This window comes from Methylobacterium sp. WL1 (genome assembly GCF_008000895.1).
GTDB lineage: Bacteria > Pseudomonadota > Alphaproteobacteria > Rhizobiales > Beijerinckiaceae > Methylobacterium.
The window spans coordinates 4,171,983-4,189,442 of the sequence record NZ_CP042823.1; the positions used below are offsets into that span (position 1 = coordinate 4,171,983).

At 70.3% G+C, this 17,460-nt stretch carries 16 protein-coding genes; 5 read left to right on the forward strand and 11 right to left on the reverse strand.

Features of this window, described 5'->3' with window-relative positions:
* From FVA80_RS20275 to FVA80_RS20320, 10 genes are all read right to left on the reverse strand, one after another.
* A complete protein-coding gene (locus tag FVA80_RS20275; protein ID WP_187193438.1) occupies nt 1–585 on the reverse strand; it encodes a histidine phosphatase family protein in 585 nt (194 codons plus the stop codon).
* Entirely contained in the window at nt 582–1,694 is a 1,113-nt protein-coding gene (locus FVA80_RS20280) for an inositol-3-phosphate synthase (protein WP_147908059.1), read from the reverse strand. The genes FVA80_RS20275 and FVA80_RS20280 overlap by 4 nt, the downstream gene beginning before the upstream one ends.
* A 69-nt stretch (nt 1,695–1,763) precedes the next feature.
* A complete protein-coding gene (locus FVA80_RS20285; RefSeq protein ID WP_147908058.1) occupies nt 1,764–2,792 on the reverse strand; it encodes a UDP-glucuronic acid decarboxylase family protein in 1,029 nt (342 codons plus the stop codon).
* A 34-nt stretch (nt 2,793–2,826) separates the two neighbouring features.
* Nucleotides 2,827–3,954 (reverse strand): glycosyltransferase, encoded by a 1,128-nt coding sequence (locus FVA80_RS20290; RefSeq protein WP_147908057.1) that lies wholly within the window; start codon nt 3,952–3,954, stop codon nt 2,827–2,829.
* Nucleotides 3,951–5,045 (reverse strand): glycosyltransferase, encoded by a 1,095-nt coding sequence (locus FVA80_RS20295; RefSeq protein ID WP_147908056.1) that lies wholly within the window; start codon nt 5,043–5,045, stop codon nt 3,951–3,953. Before FVA80_RS20295 ends, FVA80_RS20290 begins: the two co-directional genes overlap by 4 nt.
* Complete coding sequence (locus tag FVA80_RS20300; RefSeq protein WP_147908055.1) at nt 5,042–6,154, reverse strand: glycosyltransferase; 1,113 nt, start codon at nt 6,152–6,154, stop codon at nt 5,042–5,044. Before FVA80_RS20300 ends, FVA80_RS20295 begins: the two co-directional genes overlap by 4 nt.
* Nucleotides 6,151–7,299 carry a glycosyltransferase family 4 protein gene (locus tag FVA80_RS20305; protein ID WP_210249463.1) on the reverse strand — a complete coding sequence of 383 codons (1,149 nt, stop codon included), beginning with the start codon at nt 7,297–7,299 and terminating at the stop codon, nt 6,151–6,153. The genes FVA80_RS20300 and FVA80_RS20305 overlap by 4 nt, the downstream gene beginning before the upstream one ends.
* Nucleotides 7,284–8,576: a TIGR04295 family B12-binding domain-containing radical SAM protein gene (locus FVA80_RS20310; protein ID WP_147908054.1), complete on the reverse strand. Its 1,293-nt coding sequence runs from the start codon at nt 8,574–8,576 to the stop codon at nt 7,284–7,286. Before FVA80_RS20310 ends, FVA80_RS20305 begins: the two co-directional genes overlap by 16 nt.
* A complete protein-coding gene (locus FVA80_RS20315) occupies nt 8,573–9,682 on the reverse strand; it encodes an SDR family NAD(P)-dependent oxidoreductase (RefSeq protein WP_210249192.1) in 1,110 nt (369 codons plus the stop codon). The genes FVA80_RS20310 and FVA80_RS20315 overlap by 4 nt, the downstream gene beginning before the upstream one ends.
* Entirely contained in the window at nt 9,679–10,791 is a 1,113-nt protein-coding gene (locus tag FVA80_RS20320; RefSeq protein WP_147908053.1) for an SDR family NAD(P)-dependent oxidoreductase, read from the reverse strand. The genes FVA80_RS20315 and FVA80_RS20320 overlap by 4 nt, the downstream gene beginning before the upstream one ends.
* Before the next feature lie 563 nt (nt 10,792–11,354).
* On the opposite strand from FVA80_RS20320, the gene FVA80_RS20325 reads away from it, so the two are divergent.
* Together FVA80_RS20325 and FVA80_RS20330 are read left to right on the forward strand one after the other, a co-directional pair.
* On the forward strand, nt 11,355–12,140 hold the full coding sequence (locus tag FVA80_RS20325; protein ID WP_147908052.1) for a Crp/Fnr family transcriptional regulator: 786 nt from the start codon (nt 11,355–11,357) through the stop codon (nt 12,138–12,140).
* The gene (locus FVA80_RS20330; protein WP_147908051.1) at nt 12,137–12,385 is read left to right on the forward strand and encodes a hypothetical protein; all 249 of its coding nucleotides are present in this window, start codon (nt 12,137–12,139) and stop codon (nt 12,383–12,385) included. The genes FVA80_RS20325 and FVA80_RS20330 overlap by 4 nt, the downstream gene beginning before the upstream one ends.
* A 231-nt stretch (nt 12,386–12,616) precedes the next feature.
* Here the strand turns inward: FVA80_RS20330 and FVA80_RS20335 are convergent, their stop codons facing one another.
* Nucleotides 12,617–14,947 carry an FdhF/YdeP family oxidoreductase gene (locus FVA80_RS20335; protein WP_246692046.1) on the reverse strand — a complete coding sequence of 777 codons (2,331 nt, stop codon included), beginning with the start codon at nt 14,945–14,947 and terminating at the stop codon, nt 12,617–12,619.
* Between the two features lie 624 nt (nt 14,948–15,571).
* Between FVA80_RS20335 and FVA80_RS20345 the strand changes: the two genes are divergently transcribed.
* From FVA80_RS20345 to FVA80_RS20355, 3 genes are all read left to right on the forward strand, one after another.
* Entirely contained in the window at nt 15,572–16,168 is a 597-nt protein-coding gene (locus FVA80_RS20345) for a TetR/AcrR family transcriptional regulator (RefSeq protein WP_147910859.1), read from the forward strand.
* A gap of 136 nt (nt 16,169–16,304) precedes the next feature.
* Nucleotides 16,305–16,547: a hypothetical protein gene (locus tag FVA80_RS20350; RefSeq protein ID WP_147910858.1), complete on the forward strand. Its 243-nt coding sequence runs from the start codon at nt 16,305–16,307 to the stop codon at nt 16,545–16,547.
* 99 nt (nt 16,548–16,646) lie between these two features.
* Nucleotides 16,647–17,330 carry a type 1 glutamine amidotransferase domain-containing protein gene (locus tag FVA80_RS20355; protein ID WP_147910857.1) on the forward strand — a complete coding sequence of 228 codons (684 nt, stop codon included), beginning with the start codon at nt 16,647–16,649 and terminating at the stop codon, nt 17,328–17,330.
* Nucleotides 17,331–17,460: the final 130 nt, after the last annotated feature.

Genomic DNA, 17,460 nt, shown 5'->3' on the forward strand with positions numbered 1-17,460 from the left:
TCATGCGATGGCCGGTTGCTCGTTCAGGCCGAGGAGGCGCCCGCCCCCCGGCCAGAGTTCCACGAGGCTCAGCGAGCCGGGATCGACCGCGATCCGGTCGTAGGCGTCGAGGGACAGCCCGAGGACCGTCACGAGGGCCGCCCGAATCACGTCGCAGTGGCTCACCAGCACGCAGGTCCCGCTGAGCCGCTCGAGGAGCCCGAGGATGCGGCCCTGCGCCTCCGCCATGCTCTCCCCGCCCGGCGTACGGGCCGTCGCACGCGCCTCGTTCCAGCACCGCCAGAGCGGGTCGTCCGCGAGGTCCGCGAAGCTGCGGCCGGTCCAGTCGCCGAACGCGATCTCGTTGAGTTCCGGCGCGACGGCGATCGGCCGGCCCAGGCGAGCCGCGATGGGCTCGGCGGTCTCCAGGGCGCGCCGCTGCGGGCTGGACAGGATTTCGGTGGCGCCGGAGCCCGCGAGCCGGCCGGCCAGCGCCGCCGCCTCGGCGTGGCCGCGTGCACCGAGCGCAACACCGGGCATCCGCCCGCACAGGACCCCGTGCACGCGGTCGTGCGAGGCGTGGCGCACGAGGTAGGCCCGGGTCACGTCGGCTCCGGCGACCCGGACGGCTCCGGATCGGGCAGGCCGGCGATGAAGCGGAGCGCCCGCTCCCGCGCCTCGTGATCGGTGAACTGGCGCGGCGGCGCCTTCATGAAGTAGCTCGACGGGCCGATCAGGGCGCCTCCGGTGCCACGGTCCCGGGCGAGCTTGGCGCAGCGCACGGCATCGATCACGATGCCGGCCGAGTTCGGCGAATCCCAGACTTCGAGCTTCAGCTCGATGTTGAGCGGCGTTCCGCCGAAGGCCGTGCCCTCGAGCCGGATATGCGCCCATTTGCGATCGGTGAGCCACGGCACGTGGTCGCTCGGACCGACATGGATGTCGTGAGGGGCGAGGGGCACGTCGAGCTGGCTGGTGACGGCGCGGGTCTTCGAGAGCTTCTTCGATTCCAGCCGCTCCCGCTCCAGCATGTTCTTGAAATCGGCGTTGCCGCCGAAGTTGAGCTGGTAGGTCCGATCGAGGCGGACGCCGCGCTCGCGCAGGAGGTTGGCGAGCATCCGGTGCACGATCGTGGCGCCGACCTGGCTCTTGATGTCGTCGCCGATCAGCGGCAGCCCGCGCGCCTCGAACCGCGCCCGCCATGCCGGGTTCGAGGCGATGAAGACCGGGATGCAATTGACCAGTGCGCAGCCCGCCCGCAGGGCGCAGTCGGCGTAGTATTCGGCGGCGCGCTCGGAGCCGACCGGCAGGTAGCAGACGAGGACGTCGGTGCGGGTCCGCTCGAGTTCCGCCGCGACGTCGATGGGCGTCTCGTCCGATTCCGGCACGTCGGCCCGCAGGTAGGTCCCGAGCCCGTCGAGCGTCGGCCCGCGCCGCACCACGACCCCGCTCGCCGGCACGTCGGCGAAACGCTGCGTGTTGTTCGGCGGCGCGAGGATCGCATCCGCGAGGTCGCGCCCGACTTTTCCGGCGTTGATGTCGAAGGCGCAGACCACCTCGATATCGGCGACGTGATAGCCGCCGAGCGCGACGTTCATCAGCCCCGGCACGGTCTCTTCGGGGCTCGCGGCACGGTAGTAGTGCAGGCCCTGCACAAACGATGAGGCGCAGTTGCCGACGCCGACGAGGCCGACGCGTACTTTCGGTCCACCCATCACGACCTCCACGGGCGCACTGGCATTCGGGTTGCGGACGGCGATCGATGTTCTCCCGCGGGGGCGCCGTCACTCCGCGGCAAGGATGCGGTCCCGCGGCGGCTGCGCCGGTGTCGCGACCTCCGGCGGCGCGACCTCCTGGGGCGCGACCTCCTGCGCGAACCAGGCGATCGTGGCCGTGAGTCCGTCCTGGAGGGCCACGGTGGGGGACCAGCCGAGCAGGTCCCGCGCCCGCGTGATATCGGGCTTGCGGCGGCGCGGATCGTCGATCGGGAGCGGCCGCTCGACCACCCGCGAGGCGGTCCCCGTCAGGCCGACGACGCGCTCGACTAGGTCGCCGATCGTCAGCTCGCTCGGGTTTCCGAGGTTCACCGGGCCGCCCGGCACCGTGTCCCGCGCCATCAGGCGCATCAGGCCGTCGACCAGGTCGCTGACGTAGCAGAACGAACGGGTCTGGCTGCCGTCGCCGTAGATCGTGATGTCCGAGCCCGCGAGGGCTTGGCAGATGACGTTCGAGACGACGCGCCCGTCATCCGCCCGCATGCGCGGCCCGTAGGTGTTGAAGATGCGGGCCACCCGCACGTCCGTGCCGTGGCCGCGCTCGAAATCGAAGACCAGGGTCTCCGCCGCCCGCTTGCCTTCGTCGTAACAGGCCCGTGGGCCGGTCGGGTTCACATTGCCCCAGTAGGATTCCCGCTGCGGGTGGACATCGGGATCGCCGTAGACCTCGCTGGTCGAGGCCTGGAGGAAGCGGGCTCCGTCCGCCCGGGCCCGTTCCAGCAGGCGGTTGGTCCCCAGCACGCTGGTCATCATCGTGTGGACCGGGTTCGCCTGGTAGTGCGGCGGCGAGGCCGCACAGGCGAAATTGAAGATCCGGTCGAACCGCGGCAGGTGCGGCAGCGGATCGACGAGGTCCGCCTCCAGGAAGTCGAAGCGGGGCTCGCGCCGAAGATGATCGAGATTAGCCTGGCGCCCGGTCAGAAGGTTGTCGAGGCAGGTCACGCGTGCGCCGTCGGCGAGCAGAGCATCGGTCAGGTGAGAGCCGATAAAACCGGCTCCTCCTGCCACAAGAACTTTGAGTTCCCTCTCTCCCGGCATGACGCTATCCTTTTCTGAGACCAATCTCTATTGATCAGACCATCGGCGACATTTCGCCAAGTACTGGTCGCGCTGCGATGTTCCCGCGGCGGCCGGCGGCTTCGCGCAGGTGGGCCTCGAGTTCCGCGGCCCGGTGCCCGGCGCTGTGGCGCGCGAGAACCCGGGCGCGCGCGGCGTCCGCGAGCCTCCGGCGCTCGGTCTCGGGCTGCCCTTCGAGCAGGCCCAGGACCTCCCCGGCGGTCTCGACCGGCAGGATCTCGCGCCCCGGAGCCAGCACGGTCTCCAGGCCGTCCCAGCGGTCGGTGAGGATCGGCGTGCCGCAGGCGGCGGCTTCGAACAGGCGGACGCTCGGGCTGTAGCCGGCTCGGATCATGTCGGCCCGGGTCACGTTCAGCGTGTAGCGGCTCGCCGCGTAGAAGGCCGGGTGATCCCGCGGCGCGACGTGTTCGATCCGCTCGACGTTGCGCGGCCAGTCCACGGCGTCGGGATATTGCGGGCCCGCCACCACGAAGCGCAGGTGCGGGGCCTGCCGGGCCGCGTCCACGAGGAGCCGCGTCAGGGTCGGCTGCCGATCCGGGCTGTAGGTCCCGAGATAGGAGAGGTCCCAGCGCGCGTCCCGCGCCAGCGCCGGATATGCTTCGGGATCGACCGAGCAATAGAGCTGGCGCGCCGCGGGCGAGCCGTAGCGCGCCTCGATCCGGCGCAGGGTCGGACCGCCGGTGAAGGATAGGTAGAGGTCGTAGGCGCGGATCAGGTCGGGCGTGAGATACCCGTGGTCACGGGCCTCGAGCTTCGCCAGGGTGACGGGCGTGTCGATGTCGTAGAAGGCGCAGACCGATCGGGTCCAGGCGCGGACGCGCCGGCCGGCCGCGGCACCCTCCGGCACGTAGGAGCCCACGATCACCGCGTCGGCGGCGGCGATCCGGTCGCGGAACCGTTCGAGATCCGCGAGATCGCGGTAGAAGGCGAGGTCGCAATAATCCGGGGCCGTCAGATCGCGGTGCTCGGCGTACCAGGGCACCTCGCGCTCCAGGAACAGGATCGCGTGCCCGCGCCGGGCGAAGGCCTTCAGGAGCGTCCGGTAGGTGGTGGCGTGGCCGTTGCCCCAGGACGAGGACAGGCTGAGCCCGAGGACGACGAGACGGAGCGGGGCGCCGGTCACGCGACGCTCCGTTCGCGCTTGCGCGCGCAGACCGCGCGCAGGATCGCGTCGACCTCCGCGCCCCGATGCGCGTAGGTGTGTTCGCGGGTGATCCGGGCGCGGGCGGCGGCTCCGATCGAACGCGCGCGCTCGGGGGTCAGCCCGGCCACGTGGTCGGCGACGTCCTGGCCGTCGCGGGCGACCAGAACCTCCGCGCCGTCCCGGAGGAACAGCTCGAGCCCGGTCCAGGCGTCGGTGATCAGGCAGGCGCCGGCGCCCGCCGCCTCGAACACGCGGGTCGCGGGCGAGAAGCCCACCGCCGCCATGCTGTCGCGGGCGATGTTGAGCACCGCGCGCGGCGTCGTGTTGAAGGCGTTGTGCTCGCGCGTGTAGACGTGCCCGAGCGCGCGGACGTTGGCCGGCATGGCCTTGCCGTCCCAGCCGTTGCCGCCGATCAGGAAGGACCGATCCGGCAGCCGCGCCGCGGCGCCGAGGAAGAACGTCTCCACGCGCGCCTCCCGGTCCGGCAGGCGGTTGCCCAGGAAGGCGAGGTCGGCCGCGAAGCGCGGATCGGCCGGAACCGGGTGATGGGTGTCGGGATCGAGCGCGTTGTAGATCGGGATGCAGCGCGCCGCGCCGAAGCCCTCGTAGGCGGCGATCACCGGCGGACCGCCGCCATAGGTGAGAACGAGGTCCAGCGCCGGCATCGCGCGGCGCAGGGCGTGCCCCGGATCCTGCGCGATCTCGGCGAGGGTCGCGGGGGCGTCGACATCCCAGAAGATGCGGATCGCGTCGGGACGGGAGGCCGCGACGAGGCCGGCCAGCAACGCGTCGTCGAACACGCCGACGCCGCTCGCCTTCACGACCACGTCCGCCTGGGCCGCCTCCGCCACGACGGCGCGCATCGCCTCCGGCGTCGCGGGATACACGCGCACGTCGGCGTAGGGCGGCGGGTCGATGTCGCGGTGCTTCTGCCGGTCGTAGGCGTCCGGCTCGTAGAAGGTGATGCGGTGGCCGCGCGCCGCGAGGTCCCGCAGCAGGCCGCGGTAATACGTGGCCGCGCCGTTCCAGTAGGAGGAGAGCAGGCTCGATCCGTAGAAAGCGATCCTCATGCGCACCTCTCCTGCAGGGTTGGGGCGCGCAGCCGCTGGACGACACGCAGAAGCTCCTCGGCCCGGTGGCCGCAGGTATGACGGGCTCGGATCACCGCGAGGCCGTTCTGGACGAGGCTGCGCCGCAGTTCGGCATCGTCGCGCAGGGCGCGCAGGGCACGCTCCATCTCCGCGCCGCTGCGGGCGACGAGGTAATCCATGCCCGGCCGGAACAGGCGCTCGGCATCCTCCCAGGGCGAACAGACCAGGGGGATGCCGCAGGCCAGCGCCTCGAACACCCGGATGGTCGGAATGCCGGGCAGCCGCTCCACGTAGAAGCGGCGCGGCACGTGCACGGTGGCGCTGTGACGGGCGAACAGCGCCGGGGCGGCCGCGTTGGCGGCCCAGCCGTGATAGCGCGCGCCGTAGCGGGCGAGAGTCGCCAGGGCGGCCTCGGGATAGCGAACGCCGTAGACGTCGAGGGGCAGGCCCACCGCCTGCGCGGGCCCGAACAGGAAGCTCTCCAGCTCGGCGCCGCGCTCGTCGTCGCCCCAGTTGCCGATCCAGACCAGACCCTGCCGCGGGCCCTCCACGATCGGCGGATGGAACAGCCGGATATCGGCGGCCTCGTGCCAGACGAAGACCCGGTCGCCCCAGCCCCAATCGCGATACACCGCGGCCAGGGCTTCGCCGAAGGCCAGCACGCCGTCGTAGCCCGACAGATCGAAGCGCCGCATCGTCTCCGGCTCGCTGACCGCCCGGTGATGCGTGTCGTGGAACAGAAGCGTGTCGAACGCGCCGCGCTTGCGGGCCGCGCCGAGCGCCGCGACGAGGGCGGGCGCGTTCCACTCGTGCACGATGACGAGGTCGGCCCGCGCGGCACACTCCACCGCCGGCTCGATCGCGTCGTAGATTTCGGCCTGCAGCTCCGGGTAGGCGGCCCGGAACGGCGCAAGCCCCGCCTCGCCGTGGTCGCGCAGGAGGTTCGCCAGGCTCCAGGCCCCGCGGGGCTCGAACGACTGGACCTCGTGCCCGCGCCGGATCAGCTCGCGGAGGACGCCGCGCAGGAAATGGGCGTTGCCGTGGTTCCAGCACGCGGCGAGCGAGTGGGTGAAGTAGGCGATCCTCATGCGGCCGCTCCCTGTCGGGCGGCGCGAATCCCGGGGCCGGCGCGGAGCGCCTCGAACACGTCGAGGACGGAAGCCGTCGCGGCGGCGACCGTGTAGCGACCCGCCCGTTCCTGCGCCGCCCGCCCGAGGCGCGCACGCCGGTCCGGGTCGGTCGCGAGGCCATCCAGCAGGCCGGCGACCGCGTCCGCGTCGTCGGCCTCGACGAACAGGGCGGCATCCGCCCACACTTCCCGGAAGGTCGGCAGGTCCGACAGCACGAGGGCACAGCCGGCCTGGGCCGCCTCCAGGACGGCGAGGCCGAACGGCTCGTAGCGGGCCAGCGAGACGAAGATCGGTCGCCCGGAGAGTTCCGCCGCGATGCCGGCCTCGTCGAGTTCGCCCAGAACCGTGAGGTGGACCGGCCGGACGCGCTCGCCGTTGGGGCCCGTCACCGGACCGGCCGCCCGCACCGGCAGGGCGGTCCTGGCCGCGACGCGGTCGAGACCGGCGCAGTTCTTGGCCCGGTCCCACAACCGGCCGGCCGTGAAGGCGAAGGGCACCGGATCGGTGCCGGGGGAAGCGACGGAAGCCAGATCAGGGGCCAGCTGCCGCCGACCGTTGTGGACGGCCCTCGGCGGCCGGGACAGACCGGCGCGGGCCGTCGCGTCCGCGAACGCCCGGCTCGGAGCCAGGAGCGCGTCGGCGCGGCGGCACCCGCGTGCGACGAGTTCCGCCCGCCACGCCAGATCCCCGGGGAGCGGCCCGGTCCCGGCCGCCGCCCACCAGGTCGCTACGCAGGAATGGCAGACCGCGACGACGGGCACCGGGAAGTCCGCAGCCGCCGCGAAGGCGGGGCTGTGCAGGTGGACGAGATCGGCCCCGACCGCGCGGGCCGTCCGCGCCAGCGCTTCGCCGGCCCCCGTCACCGCGCCGGGATCCGTCGCCATCCAGTCGAGGGGCAGCCCGGTCCTGACGAGGCGGCACCCGGCGTCTTCGGCACGTGCGGCCTGCGCCGCGGACGGGTCCGGACCGAGCACGGCGAGCGTCACGCCGACACCGGCTTCGACGAGCCCCCCGGCGAGGTCGACCGCGTAGGACCAGACGCCGCCGACGGCGTCGGCGGTCATCAGGACGTGGAAGCGCTGCCGCGTCAGGTCCGTCCGCATGCCGCCTCCAGTTCGCGAAGCGTCAGCGGCCGCTCGTCCTGGATGTCGCTGAACGCGTCGAAGAGGCCGAGGTAATGGGCGTGCGCCCGCTCCCAGGCCGCATCGTCCGGCTCGCCCCAGAGGCGCCGGTAATCGGGGGAGCTGGGATAGGGGTAGAGCGGCACGGGATCGTTCGCCCAGACGCCCCGCCCGCGCAGGCGATCGCGCCACTGCGCCACCATCGCGGGGTCGTCGCCCGCGACCTTGATCAGGTTCGCCTGCACGAACGGCACGGTCCTGCGGGCGTGGATCAGCCGCTCTGCGAGTTCGTCGGTGGTGGCGCGGCACTTCTTGTCGAGGGCGGCCCGGCCCTCGACCGTCAGGCTCTCGATGCCGGCCTCGATCGAGACGCATCCGGCCGCCCCGAGCAGATCCAGCATGTCCGGCTTCCACAGGTCGATCCGGGTCTGGATGCCGAAGCGCAGGTCGCGCGCGACCAGGGCTTCGAGGAGCGGCTTCTGGGGCAGGAAGATCTCGTCGATGAAGTAGACGTAGGTGACGCCCTGGGCGATCAGCCCGTCGATCTCGGCGAGGACGGGTTCGAGATCGCGCCGGCGATACGCGTCGCGAAAGTCGATCTTCGCGCAGAAACTGCAGGTATACGGGCAGCCTCGCGAGGCCTCGACCTCGGCGCCGGGACCGTCGGGCTCCCGGTCGAAGCGGTGGTGGTGGTGGGTGTGGCGCGCGATCCACTCCGCCGGCCAGCGCAGTGCCGGGGCATCGCTGAACCTGGCCGCGTGCGGGCCCCCGGTAATCCGCACGCCGTCGTCGTCGCGGTAGGCGATCGACGGCACGCTCCGGAGCTCCTGCGCCTGTGCGAGACGCAGGACGATCTCCTCGCACTCTCCGCGCACGACCGCGTCGACGTCGAGCTTCTCCAGGGTCGGGCGCGGGGTCGCCGAGCCGTGCGGTCCGACCGCGACCGTGCGGCCTCCGCGCCCGGCGAGGGCGTCCAGGAAGGCGCGCGGCACCCGCAATTCCGGTGGGGCGCAGCGCCAGAACAGGTAGGTCGGCGCGGTCGTCACCACGGTCATGTCGGCGCCGAACGCCGCGACCTTCTCGGCGGCCTGCGCGTGCGTGAGCCGGCAGAGGTGCGCATCGAGCATCAGCACGTCGTGGCCCGCGGCGGTCAGGAGCGCGGCGCTGTAGCCGAGTTCGAGCGCGAGATGGGGCTCGCGGCAGCCGAAATAGATGCTGTTGCGGTAATCCCAGGCGGGATTGACGAGGGCGACCTTCATCCGGCCGCTCCCATCAGAGGCCTGTCCCGATCGCGCAGGCCGTGGGTCGCGCCGCCGTCCCGTTCCTGGGTGAGCCAGGCGGCGAGATCGGCCACGCCCTGCCGCCACGGCATCGGGGCCGGAAGGCCGAGGATCGCGGCGGCGCGGCGCGTGTCGGACACGTAGTAGCGCTGGTCGCCGGCGCGCCACTCCGAGAAGCGGTGATCGACCGGGCGCCCCACGAGCGTCTCGATATGGGCGAGGACCTGGCGCAGGCTCACGGCATTGTCCGGACCGCCGCCGAGGTTGAAGGCCTGGCCGGCGATGCTCTCGATCCGCGCCCAGGCCGCCCGGTAGGCCGTGACCGCGTCCGAGACGTGCAGGATGTCGCGGACCTGCCGCCCGTCCCCGTAGATGCTGATGGGCCGGCCCGCGAGGGCGCTGATCAGGAAATGTGCGACCCAGCCCTGGTCCTCGGTGCCCATCTGGCGCGGGCCATAGATGCAGCTCATCCGCAGGACCGCGGTCGGGATGCCGAAGCTGCGGGCGTAGTCGAGGACGTACTGGTCGGCGCCACCCTTCGAGCAGCCGTAGGGCGTGTGGAAATCGAGGGGCTGGCGCTCCGCGATGCCCCAGCGCCTGATCTCGGGATCGGCGGGGACGTAGGCGTCGTTCGCGGCGGTCACCGGCAGATCGGGCAGGTTGCCGTAGACCTTGTTGGTCGACGCGAAGACGAAAGGCACCCGCCGCGCGCGCGCGGCTTCGAGCACCGTGATCGTGCCGCCGAGATTGACCGTGAAATCCTCTCGCGGCGCGACGAGGCTCGTGGTCACGGCGACCTGGGCCGCGAGGTGGAAGACGACATCCGCCTCGGCCACGCAATCCGCGACCAGGTCCGCATCGCGAACGTCGCCGGTCACCGCCGTCAGAGCGGCGGGATGGCGCTCTACCAGCCAGGCCAGGTTCGCCGCGACGCCCGGGCGCGCCAGGGTGTCGAGGACGACGACGCGGTGTCCGGCCGAGGCCAGGCTGTCGGCGAGGTTCGCACCGATGAAGCCGGCGCCGCCGGTGATCAGGACGCTGCAGCCGGCCGGGTCGCCCGGCGGACGGGGGCGGGCCGCCGTCACGCGACGAGCCCCCGGGCTTCGAGTTCCCGGCGGGCCTCGGTCACGCGGTCGACGGCCTGCTGCTCGGCGACCCAGGCCGCCAGTTCGGCGACCCCGTCGGCGAAATCGCGCTGCGGGGCGAAGCCCAGGTCCCGCTGGATCCGACCGATGTCGGCGATGCAGTGCCGGATGTCGCCCGTCCGGGCCTGGGCGATGATCTCCGGCGCGAGATGCGGCTTGCCCATGGCCCGCGCGAGGATCTCGGCGACCTCGCGGACCGACCGGTCCCGGCCGCTCCCGACATTGTAGACGTTCCCGGGTGCCCGCGGGTGCTCGAGCGCCAGCACGAAGGCCTCGGCCACGTCCTCGACATGGACGAAGTCGCGGCGCTGCTCGCCGTCCTCGAAGATCATCGGCGGCTGCCCGTTGTGCAGCCGCGCGGCGAAGATCGCGAGGACGCCCGTGTAGGGGTTCGAGAGCGCCTGCCCCGGCCCGTAGACGTTCCAGAGCCGCAGGGCGACGCCTTCCATGCCGTAGACCGGGCTGAGCGTCAGGGTCAGGCGCTCCTGCACGTACTTGGTCAGGGCGTAGACCGACGCTAGGGTCGGGGCCTTCCACTCGGGGGTCGGCACGGGCACGAGCGGATGCCCTTGCGCATCCACCGGGTCCCAGGGCTCGCCCGGGCGCCTCGGCCCGCGCACCGCGTCCTGGACGATGCTGCCGTCCCCGGCCCGGTAGAGACCCTCGCCGTAGATGCTCATCGAGGAGGCGACAACCACGCGTCGCACCGGCCGGTCGATGAGCTGCTGGAACAGTGCGGCGGTGCCGCAATCGTTGACCGAGACGTACCGCTCGACCGCGTACATGCTCTGGCCGACGCCGACCTCGGCGGCGAGGTGTACGATCGCGCCCACACCGTCCAGGGCTCGTATCAAAGCGGCTGCGTCGCGGACGTCGCCCTCGATGAACTCGACCTCGTGCGGCAACCGTTTCGGTTCTGCTTCCGTCCCGTGAACCTGCTCGATCAGGCTGTCGAGGACACGGACCCTGTAGTTGCGGGTCAGCAGCGCGCGCGCCAGATGGGATCCGATGAAACCGGCGCCGCCGGTGATGAGGACGGTCTCTCTCAAACGCGCTGCCTCCATGCTCGCACGCCCAAGCGGGGATGCGGTCCGGCACAGGTCCAATTCGGTGGATCGAAGCTTCGCAGAAGAAGCCCCGGTTACAGTAGATCGCGCCCCACACCCGCGGGACCGGCAATCGGCTGCAGTCGACAACCTGACACAGCAGGCGCTATGCTGCTGAAAGAGCCTTCGATTTGTTCAACTTACCTCTGAAAATCGAACCGAAAAATATCCTGGTTTAGATTCGGCCGGCGAATTGGCGCCTATTCTGCACATCGGCTCCGTGGCGCCGACATGTCCGCCCGTGGCGCTGAAGCAGGCGATGCAGGGGTGGAATGGCCGTGCAAGGGGTCGCAGAGTCGAGCGGGCGCATGCCCGCATGCATCCGTCGCGGATCAGGCGATCTGCGGCGGACAGGGCCGCTCGGCCCGCACCCCGTGTGCGATATCCGACGCTTTGTATTGCGACCGTTGGACAGGGTATCGATGCACGAAGCGCTGATCTAAACAGCCCCCGCCGGATGGCGAATACGGGATCGTATTCCCCGTGCGTGACCCAGGTGAGAGGCGATGCAGGACGACGATAGGACGAATACCGGTGGCGGTGCGAAGCCTCCCGCCGGGGCAACGAACAATCCTCTGATCGCGAAGCTCGAGAGCTTGGCCAAGCTCTCGGCGGAGGACAAGGACGTGCTGCAGCGGATCAGCGCGAACCCGCAGGTCATCGAGCCCGGGACCGCCCTGATCCGGGAGGGTGACAAACCGGACGGCGTCTACCTGATCCTCGACGGCATCGCCTGCCGCTACAAGCTCCGGGCGAGCGGCGCGCGCCAGATCATGGCCTACCTGGTTCCGGGCGATTACTGCGACCTCGACGTGGCGCTGCTGAAGGCCATGGACCATGCGATCGGCACGCTCTCCACGTGTCACGTGGTGCGGATCGACCTCCTCACCATCCAGGGCCTGCTCGAACGCCATCCCGGCATCACTCACGCCCTGCGGCTGGCGACCCTGGTGGACGAGGCGACCCTGCGCGAATGGCTGGTCAACATCGGCCGCCGCTCCGCGGACGAGCGCATCGCGCATCTGCTCTGCGAATTGCTGTTGCGGCTGCGCGCCGTCGGCCGCACGGCCGGCCAGGGCCAGAGCTACGCGCTTCCGGTCACCCAGGATGATCTGGCCGACACCACCGGGCTGGCCGCCGTGCACGTCAACCGCGTCCTGATCAACCTGCAGCGGCGCGGCCTGATCGCGTTCTCGGGGCAGCAGGTGACGATCTCGGATCTCGCGGGCCTGGAGGCGTTCGCCGAGTTCAAGCCGAACTATCTGCATCTCGGGGGGAGGGACGCGGCATGAGCCTACGCCTTCAACCCGTGCAGGTCGGCACCGGGAGCGAGGATCAGGAGAGCCAGCTCGTCTTTCACGAAGGCTTCCTCGTCGCGGTCCTCGTGCGGCTCTCGGACCTGCACGAGGCCGATGCCGGCAAGTGGTTCCTCGAGGCCGGGTTCGGCGTGGTGGACGATCCGTGCCCGCCGACATTCGCCGACATCGAGGCGGCGCAGGACTGGATCTGCGGACGGCTCGGCCTTCAAGTCGTCTGAGTGCGACCCGCGCCGGGCGGGATCGGGCCGGGCGCGCCGGTCGGATCTCGCCATGAGAGCGTGGGTGAGGCCGCCGGGGCGCGGTTCCTGTCGTCCAGGACGATGCGCGACCTTCCCGATCCGCATCGTCTCTTTCCGAAAGCCGGTGGCCACCTTTCGGGACGATGCTTGATCTCCTCGATCCGCATCGTCTCCTTCCGAAAGCCGGTGGCCACCTTTCGGGACGATGCGCTAGCCTGCGGCGTCCGCCAGCTGCGGTTCCAGCACGCGGTCGCCTTCCGGGTGCACGGTGACCGGGACGGTCTTGGCCGCGGGCGTCTTGCTGCCGACGGCATAGTGCCAGATCGGCATCAGGACGTTGCATTCCGGGTAGTACCCGCCGATGCACCCGATCGGGACGTCGTAGGCGACGACGAGCATGCCGGCGAGCCGACGGTCGACGCCGTCGTCGGCGCATGTCTTCAGCGTCACGGCCTGCCCGACCTTCAAACCCAGGCGGTCGATGTCCGAGCGGTTCATCAGCACCACCTTGCGGGTGTTGTTGATGCCGCGGAACCGGTCATCGTAGCCGTAGACCGTGGTGTTGAACTGGTCGTTGCTGCGCAGCGTCATCAGGCGCAGCACGTCGTGCCCGACATCGGGCATGTCCGCATCCTCGTCTAGCCCGCCCGGCGTGACGAAATTGGCCCGGCCCGTATCGGTGCGCCACTCGCGCCGCTTCACCGGCAGGTCGCGCTGGAAGCCGCCGGGCTCCCACATGCGCCGCTCGTAGTCCCAGAACGAATCCGGCAGCGTCGCGCTGATCTCCCGGCGGATCTCGGCGTAGTCGGTCATGTAATCCGTCCACCGCACCCGCGGGTTCGGATCGAGCACCTTGAGGGCGAGTTCGCAGATCAGGCGGATCTCGCTGATCAGGTGCGGCGAGGCGGGCTTGCGCAGGCCGCGGTTGCCGTGGACGCATGCCGAGGTGTCCTCCATGGAGAGGACCTGCTGGCCGGCCGCGGTCTCATCGATCTCCAGTCGCCCGATCACCGGCAGGATGTAGCTGATCTCCCCCGGAAGCAGCGCGCTTCGGTTGAGCTTGGTGATCACGTTGACGGTCAGGCGCAACCGGCGCCAGGCCGGCTCCATCTGACCGTGATCGGGGATGGCGCGCACGAAGTTGCCGCCGAGCATCACGAAGGCCCGGACATCGCCTTTGAGGACGGCCTCGCAGGCCTCGACCGTGTTGTATCCGGGCTCGCGGGGCGGCTCGAAATCGAACTGCTCGCCGAGCCGCGTGAGCGGGAACAGCTCGGGCTTCTCGGTGATCCCGACCGTGCGCTGCCCCTGGACGTTGGAATGCCCGCGCACCGGGCAGATCCCGGCGCCATCGCGACCCATATTGCCGCGCAGCATCAAGAGGTTCACCAGCATCTGCACGGTTTCGACCCCGGCCCGGTGCTGGGTCAGCCCCATGCCGTAGACGCCGATCACGGTCCGCGACCGGCTGTAGACCATCGCGGTCGATTCCATGTCCGCCCGGTGCAGCCCCGAGCGGCGCTCGAGCACGTCCCAGTCTTGTGCCCGCAACCAGGCCACGAAGGTCTCGAAGCCGTGCGTGTGGTCCTTGATGAAGGCTTCATCGAGCACCGCCGCCCCGCCGGCCGTCAGCGCCTCGTCGTGCAGGGCCACCACCGCCTTGCAGATCCCGGTGAGCGCCGCGAGGTCGCCGCCCGCCTTGACCTGATGGTATTGCGAGCTGATCCGGGTGTCCTTGCGGGTCAGCATTTCCGTCGGCGATTGCGGGTTCAGGAAGCGCTCGAGCCCGCGTTCGCGCAGGGGGTTGTATGTGATGATCGGCACGCCGCGCCGACTCGCCTCCTGCAACGGGTGGAGCATGCGCGGCGAGTTGCTGCCCGGGTTCTGGCCGAAGAAGAGCAGGCAGTCGGCCTTGGCGAAGTCGTCGAGCGCCACGGTGCCGATGGCCTGCCCGATGCTCGCCGGCAAGGCGACCGAGGTCGTCTCGTGGCACATGTTGGAACTGTCCGGCAGGTTGTTGTTGCCGTAGATCCGGGCGAAGAGCTGGTAGAGGTAGCTGCCCTCGTTGGACAGGCGGCCGGAGCTGTAGAACACCGTTCCCTTCTTGCGGTCCTCGACCGCGCGCAATTCGCGGGCGATCTCCTCGACCGCATGGCCCCATGACACCGGCACGTAGGTGTCGCTGGTCGCATCGTAGCGCAGCGGATGCGTCAGGCGGCCGGTCTGTTCGAGATGGTAATCGTCCCAGTCGCGGAGTTCGGTCACCGTGTGGGCGGCGAAGAAGTCGGGCGTGCACCGGTGGGATGTCAGCTCCCAGGCGACGGCCTTGACCCCGTTCTCACAGAACTCGAACGGGAGCGGGCTTGCCGGCTTCACCCAGGCGCAGCTGTTGCACTGGTAGCCGTCGACCTTGTTGTGACGCGTCAACGCGACCGGGACACTCGCCAGGACGCCCTCACGCCTCAGGATGTTGCCGACCGAGAACGCCGATCCCCATCCGCCGGAGGGACGTCGGTAGGGCTTGAACGTCGGCTTTTCCAAGAGGCGCACTCCGAACCTGAATGACAAGGAAACACCTGCCGTCGATCCGTGTTTCCCGAAAACCGCACACACTTGCGAATAATACCCACCCATATCTTATGTTTATAACAGAGGTTAATATGACCGTTGGATACGACTACATGCTGAGGAAACCTTCGGGACCCAGTGCCCCGAAGATGTTCCTGGATACGCGCGTGGTGCCGGCCGTCGTCAATATCGCCGGCGGTGTGGAAGTTGCTTTGAACCGGGCCTCGGCACGAACCGGGCTCCACCCGATGCTCCTGCTCGTCGGCATCGCGACCGCGGCGATCGTCGTGGGTCGCCGGGTACGGGCGGAGCCGCTAGGCGGGCTGTCGCGGCGCGTGAGGCGCACGTCTTTCGACCCGCCTCCCCTTGCCCGCCTCCCCTTGCCTGGCCCCTTGCCCGGCCCCCTTGCCCGGCGGCCTTGGTCGCACAGGTTGAGGCCGGCTCGTGCAGACGGACCAGCGCCGACCGGAGGTCCGTGGTGCTGCGCCAGCGCGGCCCCGCCACGGATTCGCTTCGCCGGGAGGCTTTCGAAGCCTCGGCGAAAAAAGAAGGGGCCAGCCACTAGACGACCGGTCTAATCAGGGCTATCTCAGCGTCATGGCACGCCTCAACACGCATACCGACACCCGGCAGGAGATTCTCGACACCGCCTACGGCCTGGTGGGCGCGAAGGGGTTTTCCGGGGTCGGGCTCAACGAGATCCTGGCTTCGGCCGGGGTCCCGAAGGGATCGTTCTACCACTACTTCGGCTCGAAGGAGGCTTTCGGCGAGGCGCTCCTGGCCGATTACTTCGAGGGGTATCTCGCCGCTCTGGATGCGACGCTCGCCGAGCCCGGCTTGGACCACGCCGAGCGCCTGATGAACTACTGGCGCAAATGGCAGGCGACGCAGGGCAGCGTCGATTATCAGCGCAAGTGCCTGGCGGTGAAGCTCGCCGCGGAAGTCTCGGACCTGTCCGAGGCCATGCGGCTCGCCCTCAAGGGCGGGACCGCCGGGATCATCGAACGGCTGGCGCGGGCGATCGAGGCGGGGGCCGCGGAGGGCTCCTTGAAGGTGGAGGGCACGTCCCACGCCACCGCCGAGGCGCTCTATCACGTGTGGCTCGGCGCGAGCCTGATGGCGAAGATCGTGCGGACCGACGCGCCGTTCGAGGCCGCGATGACGACGACGCGACAGATCCTCGGACTCGCCTGACGCGAGCCCGAGGTACGGCGCGGGCGGCCGAACCGTGCCTGCTCGTGCCGAACTTTTAGACGACTGGTCTACTCAAGCGAACAATGAAGCCTCCCCGAACCGGCGGAGGCGAGGACACCACGCAAGGAGCGAGCTCATGCCCCACGGAACGAAGACTGCAGCCGTCCCCGCCCTCGTCACCGCCGGGTTGATGAGCGCCGCCCTGCTCGGCACCTCCGCGGCCACGGCGCAGGAGCGGATCACCCTGGAGACCATCGGCGCAGTCCGCATGGCCGGCAGCAGGCTCGACGACGGCCACCGCGTGAACCCGCAGGTTCGGCCGGCCGAGACGGGATCCGCGCAAGAGCAGCGCGCGGACGATCCGTCGAAGGCGCACTGACGCCGCCTCGGCGTCCCCCATGCCATGTGAAATCCCGGCCGATCGATCGATCGGCTGCCGGAAGCTTCCCTTCGACCTGAACGATCACGGAGAACGACAATGAAGATCCTGATGGTGCTGACCTCCCACGATCAGCTCGGCGACACCGGCCGCAAAACCGGTTTCTGGCTGGAAGAGCTCGCCGCGCCCTACTACGTGTTCAAGGATGCCGGCGCCGAGATCGTGCTGGCCTCGCCCCGGGGCGGACGGCCGCCGCTGGACCCGAAGAGCAGCGAGCCGGGTTCGCAGACCGACGCGACGCGCCGGTTCGAGGCGGACGAGGAAGCGCTGACGGCGCTCGAGACCACGACCCGGCTCGATGCCGTCTCCCATGACGGGTTCGACGCCGTGTTCTATCCGGGCGGCCACGGTCCGCTTTGGGACCTGGCCGAGGACCCGGTCTCGATCAGGCTGATCGAGACGACGCTGGCGGCCGGCAAGCCCGTCACCCTCGTCTGCCATGCCCCCGGCGTCCTGCGCCACGCGAAGGCCCCCGACGGGACGCCGCTCGTCCAGGGCAAGGCCGTCACCGGGTTAACGAACACCGAGGAGGAGGCGGTCGGCCTCACCGAGGTCGTTCCCTTCCTGGTCGAGGATGCGCTGCGCCAGAACGGCGGCCGGTTCTCCAAGGCCGGCGACTGGGCGCCGTACGTGGTGGCCGACGGCCTGCTCATCACCGGCCAGAACCCGGCCTCTTCCGGGCCGGCCGCCGAGCGTCTCCTCGCGCATCTCGCGAACGGCTGACGACACCACCCTCCGTCCCCGGACACCGTCCGCCCGCGCATCCGCGCGGGCGGCGACCGGCCCCGGGGCGACGCCGCCGGCCCGACAGAGGTCCGCACGTCGGCAGAAGCCTCCCCCCTCGACATCCATC